Origin of the sequence: Pseudoalteromonas sp. NZS71 (assembly GCF_015864715.1) — a bacterium.
GTDB classification, from domain to species: Bacteria; Pseudomonadota; Gammaproteobacteria; order Enterobacterales; family Alteromonadaceae; genus Pseudoalteromonas; species Pseudoalteromonas arctica.
In genome coordinates this window covers 23,817-38,642 of record NZ_JADYWS010000022.1, presented here as the reverse complement: position 1 = coordinate 38,642, position 14,826 = coordinate 23,817, and the positions used below count along the sequence as shown (strand labels likewise).

Here is a 14,826-nt window from a genome sequence, read left to right as displayed (position 1 = left end):
ATTTTCCTCGTAAACGTATTATTGTTTTATTAATGCCCCACCCTTTTATATGAGTAGCAGCCCAATGTTTGTTAAATTTAAGTTAACCCGATATAGCAATTACTGAGCCACTAATTAAAAACCATAAATTTCATATGGTTACATGCAACAGTTATTTTTATACGTTATAGTTGCACTATATGAGTGAAGGGCTCTGGGTTGTTAGAGTGCAAATAAAAAGCGTTACTACTTGCTCTTGGATTTAACAACTTGGTATTGTTCAAAAAAAGGTTGAGATTTTAAAAATGCAAAAAACACCGCTAACTTACCAGCAGCAACTGCGCTATTCTCGGCACATTATGCTCCCGCAGCTTGATATAGACGGGCAAGAGCGACTATGGCAATCGCATGCCTTAATTATTGGTGTGGGTGGGCTTGGGTGTGCGGTAGGTCAATACTTAGCGGCATCTGGCGTTGGGACGCTTACCTTAGTTGATAACGATGAAATAGACGTGACCAACCTACAAAGGCAAATACTGTATAAAGAAAGTGATATTGGTAGCTCAAAATGCAGTGCTGCTAAAAAACAGCTTAACGCGCTTAATAGTGAAATAGATATAAACACTATTAAGGCATTTTTTGATGCAAGTACCTTTACAGAACAATTATTTAATAACATTGATATAGTGATTGATTGCTCAGATAACCTAGCAACGCGCAATGCACTTAATAGCGCCTGTTTTAAGGCTAAAGTTCCGCTGGTGTCAGGCTCTGCAATACGTATGGAAGGACAAGTCGCCTGTTTTACTATGGATGAAAACAGCCATTGTTATGGTTGTTTATCGCAATTTTTTAGTGAACAAACACAAAGCTGCTCTGAATCCGGCGTACTTTCCCCAATTGTGGGGCTAATAGGCAGTATTCAGGCTACTGAAGCGCTAAAAATGCTTGCTGGTTTACCCAGCGGCTTAAGCGAACACTTATTGCTGGTGGATGGTTTAAGCATGGAGTTTAATCGTTTTAAAATAGCTAAAAACAGTCAATGTGCGGTGTGCAGCATTTAGTTATTCTAGATTGCTGATTGTTGTATAAAGCACATCGCCCACTTTAAAGTCGTTTTTGTCCCACACTCGTCTTGAAGCCAAGCAATACAATGTTTGCCCATCTACATTAAGCGTTAGCTGCCACTTATTATTAATAAGCTCAGCCTGAGTTAATATCGACTTTAAAACATTACTGTGCGTTGTTTGCTCAGGCTTTAACGCACTAAACGACATTTGCTCACTTTCTATAATTAGCTTATTACTGCTATCTATAAGTGCAGGAAGCACAAAAAGCGGTTGCTCACTTTGCTGTAATTGCAGTTGATATAGCCCGTAGTCTTCATCAAATTTAACCACATTGTAATTAATTAAGCTCAGCGGTGTTTGTCTATCGTTTGCATAAATAGCTTTTGCAACGTGTGCACTTGCACCTTGGTTTATCACCTTACCTTTATCAAGCTGAATAAGGGTATCGCAGCAAAATAGCAGCTCTTTTAATGAGTGACTTACTATTATAAATTTAATATTAAACTTAACTGCAAACTCGCTAAGTTTAGTGAGCGTTTTAAAGCGCAATGACCAATCAAGCGCACTAAAAGGCTCATCAAGCATTATAAATTTCTGACCGGCTAATAGCGTACGCGCAAATACTACACGTTGGCGTTCGCCACCCGATAAGCTTTGTACATCACGGTTTAGTAAATCTTGTAATTCAAGTGTTTTAACAACGTATTGAAGCGTTAAGCTGGTTTGCTTATTCCCACAGTGTTTTTGTGTAAACGCTAAATTACCTGCCACATCTAAATGAGGAAACAACGGGCACGATTGCAACTGAAGCGTAATACCGCGTTTATCGCTTGGCAACTCATGCACTGGCTGATTGTTTACATAAACACTTTTTGCAGGCTCTAAACCGCTAATACAACGCAGCAATGTTGACTTACCCGAGCCAGAAGGTCCGTAAACACCCAATACATTAAACGACTCAAGCTCAAGGTTTATATCTAAATCAAAATTATTGAGTGCTTTAAAAAGGCTTAACTTAATCATGTTATTGCTTAACCCCTACAATGCTTTTATTAAACTTAAATAACAGCACTAAACAGGCAAACGAAATAGCCAGTAAAATAAGTGAAAGCTGATGCGCCGCCGTATAATTTAACGATTCAACATGGTCATAAAGCGCAATAGACACCACCTGTGTTTGCCCCTGAATATTACCGCCAATCATTAATACCAAACCAAACTCACCCAATGTGTGCGCAAAGCCTAAAGCAAATGCGCTACCAATACTGGGTTTTAAAAGCGGAATAATTAAATGTACAAAACGTTTAAACGGGCTTAAACCAAGCGCAATGGCAGCTTCGTTATAGGTTTGATTAATATGCTTAAACCCAGCCACAAGTGGCTGCATAACAAAAGGCAGCGAATAAAAAAGCGAGCCAATAACCACGCCCTGAAAACTAAACGCAAGCTGTGTACCCGTTAGCCAAAACCAAAACTGCCCAAAAGCGTGATCAGGCGAAAATAAAACAAGTAAGTAAAACCCTAATAACGTAGGCGGCAGCACTAAAGGCATTGCAATTAATGCCTCTAAAAATGGTTTAAATTTACCGTTATAGCCAGCGAGCTTGTAAGCCAGTGGAATGCAAAAAACAAGAAGGAGTACTGCGGTTATAAAGGCAAGTTTTATAGTTAACCACAGCGCGGTTAAATCACTTTGAAGCATTGTTGTCCTTTATTCTGTAACCTAATTCAATTAACTGCTGCTGCGTAGCTTCTGCCATTAAAAATTGCATAAGTTGCTTAGCGCTAGCATGCTTTTTAGTCGAGCTAATAATAACGCCTTGTTGAATTATATCGGGATATTGATTGGTAGGCAGCACGGTATAATCTAAATATTTTTGATCTTGCGTGTTACTGTAAGCCGCCTTTAGCGATGAAACAGCCACCAGCCCTACTCCTACATTACCGCTTTCAACAAACTGAAAAGCATGCGTAATGTTATTACCGTACACATAATTTACTGGCTTTTTAAAATGGTTATTAGCGTAGTGCTCTGAGGCACGCCCGTATGGTGAAAAACGTGGATTAGCAATGGCTACTTTATCATTTACTTTTTCAGCTTTGGGTTGCCACAAAGCAAGTTCGCCTAACGCGTAAGTGATTAAGCTACTTTGCTCGGCATAACCTTCTTTAATAAGTGATTGCGGTCGAAAACCGTCAGCCGATAAAAACACATCAAATGGCGCACCATGCACTATTTGCGAATATAAAACACCGCTAGAAGCAGCTGATATTTTCACGTCAACATTAGGTAATGGGTTTTTTTTTAGTAGGGTTTGCAATACAGTTTTAAAATTACTCGCTACGGCTACTTGCAGCGTTTCTTTTGCGTTTACGCCGCACGAAAGCGTGCATGCTATAAGCAAAAAATAACCCAACCATGTATTGTAAAGCTTTGACATTATAAGTATTGTTTCAAAATAAAATGATTTAAGTAAGCAATATATATGAACGATGTTTGCAATGCACCCGGTTTATTGCCAATTGAAACTGCAATACAAAATATACTTGGCTCAATAACGCCTGTTAAAGATGTTGAAACCATCACTATAATGCAAAGCGTTGATCGCGTTTTAGCGAGCGATGTTAAATCAACTATAAACGTACCAGCTCATGATAACTCCGCAATGGATGGCTATGCGCTATGTATTTCAGATAAAAGCTTAACCTATACACAAGTAGGTAGCGTGTTTGCGGGGCAAGTTTTTGAAAAAACGCTTACCCCAGGGCAATGCGTAAGAATAATGACCGGCGCCGCCATTGCACCCGGCGCTAACGGCGTTGTAATGCAAGAAAACGCCTCGGTTGATGGCGATAAAATTACGTTTACTGCGCAACCTGAGCTAAATGAAAACGTACGTTTTGCTGGCGAAGACATTGCAATCGACGATGTTATTTTAAAAGCAGGCGATAAATTAAAAGCCGTTGATGTGGGGTTACTTGCATCTTTGGGAATTGCCAATATAGACGTGGTAAGAACCTTAAAAATAGCCGTGCTTTCTACAGGCGATGAGCTAATTGAACCTGGTCAGCCTCTTAAGCAAGGCGCTATTTTTGAAAGTAACCGCGCTGTTATTATTAGTGCGCTGCAACAAAAAAATATCGATGTGATTGATTTAGGAATAATCCCTGATGACAAAGAACTCATTACTAATGCATTTTTGAAAGCGAACGAACTTGCCGATGCCGTAATAAGCTCAGGCGGTGTATCGGTTGGTGAAGCCGACTTTACTAAAGAAGTGCTCAACGAAATTGGCGAAATACACTTTTGGAAAATAGCCATGAAACCAGGCAAACCTTTTGCCTTTGGTAAACTAGCTAACAGTTACTTTTTTGGCTTGCCAGGTAACCCTGTGTCGGCTGCTGTTACGTTTAATCAGTTAGTAGAGCCTGCACTGCAAAAGTTGTCGGGTCTTGGTGAAGTAAACCCTAAAATGCGATTTAACGCGGTTACTACATCCGTTATTAAAAAGCGCCCTGGCAGAGCTGACTTTCAACGCGGTACAGCAACAATTAACGAGCAAGGTGACTTAGTGGTTGCCCCGTTTAATAAACAGGGCTCGGGTGTACTTTCGTCGCTTAGTAAAGCTAACTGCTTAATTGTAGTGCCAGCACAAAGCGGCAATATCGAAAAAGGCGCAACTGTAAGTATTGAGTTGCTATAAAGCCTAAAATGCTACAGCTAACTGTATAATTTAGCTGTAGCGCTATGTAGGTCTTAAAATATTTTTATATTTAATGTTTGAATTAAACAATTTAACTTTTCGCTATGTCCTACAAACTCTTCTTTGCTTAATCTATTAACACACTTTAGCGCATTTTTAGTCGCAAAGTATCTATCATAACTTAGGCTTCTTTCGCATTTAACACTATACGTTGAGGGCCAAGAGCCACCGGCACCCGTTGCTATGCCAACAACGTTACATGTAGCATCTATATACTGCTCCCATGCTTTTATTTGTGCTTTAACTGCATCTACTTGGTAATCGTCATTTAGTTGTGGGTAGATTTCATCCATCATTTTACTGATTTTAGTTTTGTATCTATTGCCCTCTAAATTATAAGTATTGCCCGTGTGCATTGCACCGCCTTCTGGCCAACCATCAGCGCTTTGTGCAAATGCGCCAAATGGTGAAATAGCAAAAGCAAACCCAATAATAATTTTATTCATTTTAAATCCTTTTAATAGTTACCAGATACCTGAAAAAAACGCTCATAAAAAATGCCGCTAAGCTTAACTGAGCGGCATTATATTATTCAATAAGCTTTTAAAGAGGTCTATTTAAAAACCAAATATTTTTAAATCAAAAAACTTAGTCGCCACTGTATTTATAAATATCACAGCTAGAATGACAGGAATAAACGTTGAAAGTGAAAAGTTAACGTACTTTTCCATCAAGCTTCCCGCATAATTAGGCGAACCTAAGCTTAGCTCTTGTGTTAAGCGTGCTTTTTTCCAGCGGTACATTACAAACAAACACACCATTAAGCCATTAAGCGGTAAAATTGTGTCGTAAAATACATCAACAATAATATCAAAAAAGCTCTTATTAACGCCGCCATAACTGGTGAAAGATGTGAGGCTGTCAATCATACCAAACGACATTGTACATAAAATAGTAAGTACACCGGTTGAAAGTGTAAGGATGCCCAATGCTTTTTTACGGCTAATACCTTTACGGTCACTTAGTGTTGCAGTCGGGACTTCTACTATTGAAACAAGTGAAGTAATCGCTGCAAAAAATACTAATAAGAAGAATGAGAACGCAACAATAGATGCACCTACATAGCCAATATCATTTTGCAGTGCTAATAATATTTTAGGTAGGTATACAAAAATCATTGATACAGACGAGTCAGAAAGTGCTGATGGGTCTGTGTTTGGATCAAAGCTAAATATAGCGGGCAACACCATTAGGCCCGCTACAAACGCAACGAGTGAGTCTGTAATAGCGACCATTTTAGCGCTACTTACAATGTCATCCTTTTTAGAAATGTACGACGCGTAAGTCATTAATATACCCATACCCAGCGATAGCGAGAAAAACGCTTGGCTTAATGCGCCATTAAGTACACTTGCACTCATCTTAGAAAAATCAGGAATAATGTAGTATTTTACACCGGCCATTGCGTTATCAAGCGTTAATACATAAGTAACTAAAGCAAGTAGCATGAAAAGTAAGGCTGGCATTAAAAATTTAGCGGCTTTTTCTATGCCTTGTTTAACACCCCCTAATAAAATTAAGTTAACAATAATAACCACAACGGCCATATAACCAAACACAGTGTAACTATTAATAAAAACACCAAAGTGGCCAGGATCTGCAAGTAAATCTAAATTACCGAGGCCTGTTTGCGTTAAGTAACCAAAAATCCAAACCGTAATTACCATATAAAACACAGCAATCATAAATGGTGTAAGCACCGCTAAAAAACCTGCTAGCTTCCATTTTTTATCGTTAGTAGATAATAGCTTGTACGAACCAAGTGGATCTTTTTGAGCGTTACGACCCATTGCCATTTCAGCCATCATGACTGGTAAACAAATGAACACGACAAATAAAGCGTAAATTAATAAGAATGCGCCACCACCATTTTTGGTAGCAGAAACCGGAAAACCAACTAAATTACCAATACCAACAGCCGAACCTGCCGCTGCCATTATGAATCCGAGACGGGAACTAAATCGTTCTCTATTTTCGCTCATGCATAAAACCTTTTTATTATTTTGTATATTTCAGCGACTCTACCAGTGTTACACAGAGATTTTCAAGCAATTACAGCTTAAAAATAAAATCGAAGTGTAAACCTGTGTAAATACGCTTTTAATTCACCAATTTTCAACGCTGTGGTAGTATTGCGTTAATCAAATTTAACAATTTTTATGAGATTCCTTATGTTGTACATGATTCACTCAACAGACGTTGAAAACAGCTTAGAGCTTAGAAAAGCAGCACGCCCGGCACATTTAGCACGCCTTAGTGAGCTTGATTCACAAAACCGTTTATTAACTGCGGGTCCGTTTCCGGCAGTCGATAGTGAAGATCCTCAAGAAGCAGGTTTTACCGGTTCATTAGTTGTTGCTGAGTTTGAGTCAATAGAAGCAGCTCGAGAGTGGGCAGCAGCTGACCCTTACGTTGCCGCTGGCATCTATGAAAATACAATTGTTAAACCTTTCAAAAAAGTGTTCCCTGCTTAAAAGTGTATTAAACCCTAAGAGCGTGTGTTGCACTGTAATTCAGGGTTTGTTCACAAGATTTTAATTAAAATTACTGAGATAAAAGCGAATTTAGCGTTTTTACTTGAATTTTAGTAACTTAGTTAATTAAACTAAGTGGGTCTGGTCTAGGAGTTTTCCATTATGCGCGTATTATTAAGCCTCGGTTTTATTGCTTGTGTTAGCTTAGCTAACTTTGCTCAAGCAGCGACGGCCACCCAAGCATCTCATGCTGAGGTGGACAAAAAGAAAGCCGTAATACTTGCAAAGAAAACAATAGGCGGTAAGACCTTAAAAATTACCGAAAAAACAGATTTTTATACCGTACGAATACTCAAATCTGACGGCCACGTCGTTGATTTACATATAAATAAAAAAACCGGCGAAGTGAAAAAGGATTAACAAATGCGAATTTTAGTTATTGAAGACGATTTACATTTAGCAGATAACCTACGTAATGCTTTAGAAAAAGAACGTTACAGCGTGGATTTATGTCACGATGGTGAAGCAGGTCTTTTCCACATTACAGAATACCCGCTTGATATGGCCGTAGTTGATTTAGGTTTACCTAAAATAGACGGTATTGAGCTAATCAATAAAGCACGAGCACAAGGCATTACTATCCCTATTTTAATCTTAACAGCGCGCGATCGCTGGCAAGATAAAGTAGAAGGTTTAGATGCAGGTGCAGATGACTACCTTACAAAACCATTTCATGTTGAAGAACTTATTGCACGTTGTAATGCATTAATTCGTCGCAGTGCTGGTAAAGCAAATCCAGAAATGACTGCGGGTCCAATTAAAATTCATACACGTTCACAACAAGTATGGGTTGATGATAAAGAACTTAGCCTTACAGCTTACGAATATAAAGTACTTGAATACTTAATGGTAAATCCGCAAAAAGTAATTTCTAAATCAGAACTTACTGAGCATATTTACGACCAAGATTTTGACCTTGATTCAAACGTAATTGAAGTATTTGTACTACGTTTGCGTAAAAAGCTTGATCCAGAAGGCGTACTAAACCCAGTTGAAACACTACGTGGGCGTGGTTACAGGCTTAAAAGCCAGTGGTAATACCGCAAATATCGTTAAAAATAAGGCAAGGATTTATTCTTGTCTTTGTTTTATTAGTCGCACTCCCTATCTTATTTTATTCAATTGGCAAAGCGTATTACGCTTCACTGGTTGATGCGACAGAAAAAACCCTCGAGGCACAGCTCTACTCGCTAATATCTGAAGTCGACTTTACTGAGCATGGTATTATTATGCCCAGCACTATTTTAGCGCCTGAGTTAAACAGATTAAATTCAGATACCTACGCAATGATTTACCGCGATGATGACCCTGTTTGGAACTCAGAATCGGCTGTAAATTTAAACTATGTACCTCAACAAATAGAGACCAAAGCCGGTGCCGCCGACTTCAGGCGCGTGGAGTATAATAATACCGCGTACTGGCAACTTAGCCTGACTGTAATTTTAAACAACATAGATCAATCAGAACAAGCTCGCTTTATATTAGTCAAACGTAACGACGCTCTACTTCGTATAATGGATGGCTTTAAGCAAACCCTTGTAGATTGGATGTTTATCATGGGGATTGCAATTGCAGGCCTAATGGCGATTGGTTTCATTTGGAGCGCTCGCCCACTCCAACGACTCGATAAAGAAATAAAAGCGATTGAATCGGGTGATATTCAAGAAATTAAAGGCCTCTACCCTGTAGAGCTGCAAACAATAAAAGCAGACCTAAACTTGCTACTTGAGTCGCAACAGCGCCAAAAAGAGCGCTACAGAGCCTCATTAAGCGACCTTGCTCATGCACTTAAAACACCGCTTGCAGTACTAAAATCAAGTCCATTGGCAAACGATGCCGATGCACAAGAACAACTCGACCGAATTAATGTGATGATCGAGCACCAATTAAAGCGTGCTGCAACGGGTGCATCAGACACATGGAAAAAGCAAACACCTATTAAGCCAGTACTCGATTCAATACTCAGTGCTATGGCAAAAGTATACCGTGATAAAGATATTATTTTTACCTGCACCGTAACCGAAAAAGATTACTTTTTAGGTGACCAAACAGATTTAATGGAATTACTCGGTAACTTGATTGATAACGCCTGTAAAGCGTGTCGCTCGCAAGTAGAAATACAAGTAATCCAAAGTAAAACTCTGTGTATTGGAATTAGCGATGATGGCCCTGGTGTGCCAGAGGATAAACGTGAATCTTTACTTACACGTGGTACTCGCCTCGATACATACGAAAGCGGACACGGCGTAGGCATGGCGATTGTATCTGATTTAGTTAAGTCGTATAACGGGACGCTTACCATTACCGATGCTGATAACTTAGCCGGCGCTCAATTTATCTTAGAGTTTAATTACAATGACAAAAAGTAACTATTTATTAAAACTAACTGCCATTGTGCTATTAGCTACAAGCCAGTACAGCTTTGCAGATGAGGCATGTACTTTAGCCGCTAAAGCAACAACCGATGAAGCTAAGCGGTATATTCAATGCCTAGATAGCCAGATTGATAAAGCAAAGCAAGCACAAGGCAGTTGGATACAAAAGCGCAAATATGAGCTAACTAAATCACAAGAAAGCACAGGTAATACGCAAGTACTGCCGTTATTTATGCGCAGCATTAAAAATAACGAAAAGTACCTTGCGAGCGCCTGCCAATGGCGTTACTTAATAAAACTTCCTAATGCGACAACAGCGGCCATTAGCTATAAACTCTGTGAAATAGAGCTTATAAATCAATTTACAGAATCACTAAAACACCCATTTTAACGTAACTTAAGCACACTAAACTAGTTACGTTTATCTACTCGTTCCCTTTAGCCTACTTGACAATTTATTCATATCAAAACAAACTACCTACTAGTAGATTGCTAAATAGCTAATAGGTAAACAAATGACTAAACCAGTAATAATTATAGGTGGCGGACTGGCCGGCTTATACTGTGCGTATAAATTACAACTGCTTAATATTGAGTACTTATTACTGGAAGCCAAATCGCAATTAGGCGGCCGAATTTTTGCTGCGCAATCACCAATAAATAACGATGTTAGTTTTGATTTGGGTCCTACGTGGATATTTCCTCACCAACCAAAAATCCAAGCTTTAATAAAGTCACTCCACTTAAGTATATTTGAGCAATACAACAAAGGTGATGTGTTATATCAAGCACCTAACTCCAAGCAGCCTCAACAAATTGCAGGTGCTGGAGATATGCAGTTATTTAGACTCAAACACGGCATGAATACCTTAATAACTGCCTTATACGAGCAACTTAATCCTGATTCAGTGTTATTAGAACACAATGTCACTGAGCTTAAAAAAGGTGATAATAACTGGCAAATTACGGTTAATCACTTAGGTAATATAAAGCACTTTACTACTGAAAAACTAATTTCAGCAATTCCTGCTCGTATGGTTACAACACACTTAACACCTGAACTATGGGCTACTCCAACGCTCATAAACCGCCTTAGTAGTGTACCTACATGGATGGCAGGACAAGCCAAGTTTATAACTACTTTTGAACATGCATTTTGGCGTGATAAAAACTTATCAGGGCAATGCTTTAGTCGCGTAGGCCCAATGGTTGAAATTCACGATGCCAGTGCTGAAGATGGCAATTACGCCGCATTATTTGGCTTTATAGGTGTGCCCTACTTATCACGAAACCAAGTAACTAAAGAGCAATTAATTCAAGCCTGTGTCCAACAGCTTAGCTATTTTTATGGTAAGGATGCTGAAAAGGCAACGGGGTATTTTATTAAAGACTGGGCAGACGATAAGTTTGTAGCTAATAGAGACGATCAAACTCAGCCTTCGCAGCACCCAGAATTTGATTTTTCAGGCTTAGATGAGCAATTAAGTAACCTTAATATTCATTTTGTAGCGAGTGAGTTTGCAAAACTAGAAGCTGGATATTTAGAAGGCGCAATAAACGCAGTTGATGAAGCTATCAATTCGTTTACTGATCAATAGCCGAACACTCAATAACTAGTATTAGTAACCGAGTATTTAACTATCAAAGGCCATAATTTTACAGCCCTTGATAGTTATAGATGTTAGTTATTTTTAGCAACGTCTTCGCCACTGCCTAGTAGAGTGGCAACCCACTTACCTTCAGCACTGGCTTCTAAGCCTATTTTTACAATCATAGTTAAGGGCACAGATAAAAGCATACCCACAGTACCTAATAACCAGCCCCAAAATATTAATGATAAAAATACCACTAGCGTTGAAAGACCCAGCCCTTTGCCCAAAAACTTAGGTTCTACAATATTGCCCATCACCGTATTTATTGTTAAATAACCTGCAGCAACCAAACCCGCAATTAACGGACCTTGAGTAATAAGCGCAAGTAATACAGCCGGTACAGCCGCAATAATTGACCCAATATTAGGAATGTAATTGAACATAAATGCCAATACCCCCCACAGCACAAAGTAGTCAACGTCTAAAATCCATAAGTAAAACGCAGCAATAATACCCGTACCTAAACTTACTAGCGTTTTAATTGCCAGATATGAATTAATAGACTCTAAAAAGCGGTCAATTTGCTTCATTTTGCTATCGGGATCTTCAAGTGCCATGTGTATTTTTTTGCTCAGCATTGGCCCTTCAAACAACATAAAAACAACGGTTAAAATAATTAAAAACATGTTTGCCATTACGCCACCTAAACCGGTGAGCATATTAGTGGCTACATCAACCATTTTACCTGGGTCGAACATATTGATTAACTGCTCTTTATTAATCAGTATGTTGTATTGAGATGCTAAATCTACAAGCCATACAAATTCTTCTTTGAGTTGTGTTTTATACTCAGGAAGTTGCTGCGAAAAATCGTTTATTGATTGCCCTACAAGCCCGCCAAGGCTTACACCTAAGCCAACTATGATAAGCACTACCAACATAACAGCAATGCCTTTAGGAATTCGGTAGCGCGCAAAAAACTTGATAAGCGGATTACAAATAATGGCAATAAACGCCGCCAAAATAAACGGAATAATAATTACACTTGCCGCTTTTATCCCCGCGAGTACGACCACTAAGGAAGCAAAAACTATTAAGCTTTTATTTACTCCAGTTAAACTTGCCAATTTATTAATCCTTTTATTAATGATATGGCTTTAGTGTAAGGCAAAAGGTAATTAAATGAAATAATTACGAAGTGATCATAAAAGCCTGTTTTACGTATAAATTTGCAAAGCTGTTTGCTAGCGAGTATGTTTTTTAATCACTTGCTACTATTTTATTGTAAGGATTAATAATGCATATATTTGTTACTGGCGCGACGGGATTAATTGGTAAGCACTTATGCCCTTTTTTACTTCATCATAATACTGTTACTGTGCTTAGCCGAAATCCGACTAAAGCAAACGTATTATTGGGCCATAAAGTTAAAGCCGTAAGCAATGTCAATGCAGTAGATTTTAACACTGTTGATATTGTTATTAATTTAGCTGGCGAACCTATTGTAAATAAACGCTGGAGCGACAAACAAAAGCAAATAATACGCGACAGCCGTATTGGTGTTACACAACAAATTAGTGAAGCTATTAAAGCTTGTAGCACTGCCCCGCATACTTATATATCTGGAAGCGCCGTTGGGTTTTATGGTCGACAAAATAGTAACCCTATTGATGAAACTTTTGAAAACCCACACGACGAATTTAGCCACCAGCTTTGTAAAGACTGGGAAAATGCAGCGCTACTCGCGCAATCAGAACACACCAGAGTGTGCCTTTTGCGCACGGGTATTGTTTTAGCTAAAAAAGGTGGAGCATTAAGTAAAATGCTCCCTGCCTTTAAATTGTGTTTAGGCGGCCCAATTGGTAATGGCGAGCAAGGAATGTCGTGGATACACATCGACGATATGATTCAGCTAATACTCTTTATTATTAAGCATCCAGAAATATCTGGCCCTGTTAACGCAACTGCGCCAAATCCTGTAAGCAATGCTCAATTTGGTAAAAGCTTAGGCGAGGCGTTATCGCGACCTGCATTTATCACTATGCCCACTGCAGTACTTAAACTATTAATGGGTGAAATGTCAGACTTACTAACAACGGGACAATTTGTAGTCCCTAAAAAGGCGCTCGTTCATAATTATCGTTTTCATCATCCTGATATTAAATCAGCTTTAGAGAGTTTGGTTTAGCGGGCGTTAATAATTCTTGAGGTAAAATATAAAAATTGAAAAAGCAATCCTTTTAACTGAATTGACCTTTTCTTATTAATACATAATAATTACAACAGTTAGTTAAATATATATTTCATCATTTTATAATAAAGAGAATAAATCATGTTTCATTTGCCTACTGTGATCTTCTTCTCTTTTATCCTTAACTTATTAATAAGCTTATTTTTTCTCTCAATTTATAAATATAAAAAACAAACATCTTTTTTATTATTTGGTTTAGCCTGTGCCACATTTGCATTAGCCGAAATACTGGCATGTTTGCGCTTATTCATAGACTTTCCTTTAATAACCCACTATTTAGCTAGTGTTTCAATGATTACTAGCCCACTTTTAATTATTGTTGGACTATATAAATACAAAAACGTACAAAATATTAGCTTAATGCCTCTTTACTGCATATTTGGTTTTTCTAGCTTATTGTTATTGGCAATTTATCCTTTCGGTGCAGCAAAAATGCTAACGAGTTTAGTAATTGCCGGATTATTTATTTACACAGCGTATTTAATCAAAAGCATGAGCTTTGTTGCTAAAGCCCAGAAAAAGGCGTTAATTACCTGCTTTTTAGTGCACAGTGGAGTTATGTTTTTAAATGCTATATTTCTATCAATACCGGTACTTAGTTCGAGTATTCAAGATGTAGCAACCCCTTTGCAAATTGTGCTTATTAGTCATTTACTATTAGCCACACTGAGTGCTCTTATACTGCCATTTTTGTTATTTTCTAATAGTGAATATACGCTATCGAACCTTGCCAATACCGACTCTCTTACACAGTTATTTAATCGCAGAGGTTTCTTTAATAACGCCAAAGCAGTCCTTAAACAACCTAATAACAATGATATAAATGTATCTATAATTATTCTAGATATCGACTTTTTTAAGCATGTAAACGATAAGTACGGCCACAACACGGGCGATCAAGCAATTAAATGGATTGCGCAGCACATAAAAGAGCAATTTATTGATGAGGGTATTTGCGCCAGAATAGGCGGTGAAGAATTTGCAATATTACTACCAGACTATTCCCTACGAGCAGCTAAAGAATATGCAGAGCACTTACGTGAAAATATTTCTAAGCATCCGTTTTATTATCAAAACGCGCATATAAAACTATCTGTGAGCGCGGGAGTGAGTCACTCTGTAAATGGTAAAATGAGTGTAAAAGACTTACTGTCGTTGGCTGATAAACGCCTTTATCTTGCTAAAGAAACCGGCAGAGATAAAGTAGTTAGCTTTGACGAAAAAAACCTCTTAATGCAGTGCTAATTATTTTACAAGCTAT

Annotated in this window: 16 protein-coding genes; 10 read left to right on the top strand and 6 right to left on the bottom strand. The window is 38.3% G+C overall.

The annotated features are described in order from the left end of the window. The first annotated feature begins 284 nt into the window (after window positions 1-284). Window positions 285-1,043, top strand: a complete 759-nt coding sequence (moeB, locus tag I6E85_RS14785) for a molybdopterin-synthase adenylyltransferase MoeB (RefSeq protein WP_197237074.1) — start codon at window positions 285-287, stop codon at window positions 1,041-1,043. Here the strand turns inward: moeB and I6E85_RS14780 are convergent, their stop codons facing one another. From I6E85_RS14780 to modA, 3 genes are read right to left on the bottom strand one after another with little or no spacing between them, the layout of a single operon-like run. Further along, window positions 1,044-2,072, bottom strand: coding sequence for an ATP-binding cassette domain-containing protein (locus I6E85_RS14780; RefSeq protein WP_197237073.1), 1,029 nt, complete (start codon window positions 2,070-2,072; stop codon window positions 1,044-1,046). A 1-nt stretch (window position 2,073) separates the two neighbouring features. Next, the gene (gene modB / locus I6E85_RS14775) at window positions 2,074-2,751 is read right to left on the bottom strand and encodes a molybdate ABC transporter permease subunit (protein ID WP_002959821.1); all 678 of its coding nucleotides are present in this window, start codon (window positions 2,749-2,751) and stop codon (window positions 2,074-2,076) included. Further along, a complete protein-coding gene (gene modA / locus I6E85_RS14770) occupies window positions 2,738-3,490 on the bottom strand; it encodes a molybdate ABC transporter substrate-binding protein (RefSeq protein WP_197237072.1) in 753 nt (250 codons plus the stop codon). The genes modB and modA overlap by 14 nt, the downstream gene beginning before the upstream one ends. A gap of 45 nt (window positions 3,491-3,535) precedes the next feature. On the opposite strand from modA, the gene glp reads away from it, so the two are divergent. Next, window positions 3,536-4,753 (top strand): gephyrin-like molybdotransferase Glp, encoded by a 1,218-nt coding sequence (gene glp / locus I6E85_RS14765; protein ID WP_197237071.1) that lies wholly within the window; start codon window positions 3,536-3,538, stop codon window positions 4,751-4,753. 53 nt (window positions 4,754-4,806) lie between these two features. Here the strand turns inward: glp and I6E85_RS14760 are convergent, their stop codons facing one another. Continuing rightward, window positions 4,807-5,259 carry a hypothetical protein gene (locus tag I6E85_RS14760; protein ID WP_197237070.1) on the bottom strand — a complete coding sequence of 151 codons (453 nt, stop codon included), beginning with the start codon at window positions 5,257-5,259 and terminating at the stop codon, window positions 4,807-4,809. 111 nt (window positions 5,260-5,370) lie between these two features. Then, the gene (locus tag I6E85_RS14755; RefSeq protein WP_024590912.1) at window positions 5,371-6,795 is read right to left on the bottom strand and encodes a sodium-dependent transporter; all 1,425 of its coding nucleotides are present in this window, start codon (window positions 6,793-6,795) and stop codon (window positions 5,371-5,373) included. 189 nt (window positions 6,796-6,984) lie between these two features. Here I6E85_RS14755 and I6E85_RS14750 point away from each other — a divergent pair, with 189 nt between their 5' ends. The 6 genes from I6E85_RS14750 (at window position 6,985) to I6E85_RS14725 (ending at window position 11,320) form a co-directional block, all read left to right on the top strand. Beyond that, a complete protein-coding gene (locus I6E85_RS14750; RefSeq protein ID WP_010552536.1) occupies window positions 6,985-7,287 on the top strand; it encodes a YciI family protein in 303 nt (100 codons plus the stop codon). A 162-nt stretch (window positions 7,288-7,449) separates the two neighbouring features. After that, window positions 7,450-7,707 (top strand): PepSY domain-containing protein, encoded by a 258-nt coding sequence (locus I6E85_RS14745; RefSeq protein WP_002959808.1) that lies wholly within the window; start codon window positions 7,450-7,452, stop codon window positions 7,705-7,707. 3 nt (window positions 7,708-7,710) lie between these two features. Continuing rightward, window positions 7,711-8,385 (top strand): response regulator transcription factor, encoded by a 675-nt coding sequence (locus I6E85_RS14740; RefSeq protein WP_007375447.1) that lies wholly within the window; start codon window positions 7,711-7,713, stop codon window positions 8,383-8,385. After that, on the top strand, window positions 8,379-9,716 hold the full coding sequence (locus I6E85_RS14735; protein ID WP_010552535.1) for an ATP-binding protein: 1,338 nt from the start codon (window positions 8,379-8,381) through the stop codon (window positions 9,714-9,716). Before I6E85_RS14740 ends, I6E85_RS14735 begins: the two co-directional genes overlap by 7 nt. Continuing rightward, complete coding sequence (locus I6E85_RS14730; protein WP_197237069.1) at window positions 9,703-10,113, top strand: hypothetical protein; 411 nt, start codon at window positions 9,703-9,705, stop codon at window positions 10,111-10,113. The genes I6E85_RS14735 and I6E85_RS14730 overlap by 14 nt, the downstream gene beginning before the upstream one ends. Window positions 10,114-10,237: 124 nt before the next feature. After that, window positions 10,238-11,320: an FAD-dependent oxidoreductase gene (locus I6E85_RS14725; protein WP_197237068.1), complete on the top strand. Its 1,083-nt coding sequence runs from the start codon at window positions 10,238-10,240 to the stop codon at window positions 11,318-11,320. An 83-nt stretch (window positions 11,321-11,403) separates the two neighbouring features. Here I6E85_RS14725 and I6E85_RS14720 read toward each other — a convergent pair whose 3' ends face one another. Further along, complete coding sequence (locus I6E85_RS14720) at window positions 11,404-12,441, bottom strand: AI-2E family transporter (protein WP_007585280.1); 1,038 nt, start codon at window positions 12,439-12,441, stop codon at window positions 11,404-11,406. Between the two features lie 170 nt (window positions 12,442-12,611). Between I6E85_RS14720 and I6E85_RS14715 the strand changes: the two genes are divergently transcribed. Both I6E85_RS14715 and I6E85_RS14710 read left to right on the top strand, forming a co-directional pair. Next, window positions 12,612-13,502 carry a TIGR01777 family oxidoreductase gene (locus tag I6E85_RS14715; RefSeq protein ID WP_010552533.1) on the top strand — a complete coding sequence of 297 codons (891 nt, stop codon included), beginning with the start codon at window positions 12,612-12,614 and terminating at the stop codon, window positions 13,500-13,502. Between the two features lie 354 nt (window positions 13,503-13,856). Next, window positions 13,857-14,810 (top strand): GGDEF domain-containing protein, encoded by a 954-nt coding sequence (locus I6E85_RS14710; RefSeq protein WP_197237067.1) that lies wholly within the window; start codon window positions 13,857-13,859, stop codon window positions 14,808-14,810. Window positions 14,811-14,826 lie beyond the last annotated feature (16 nt).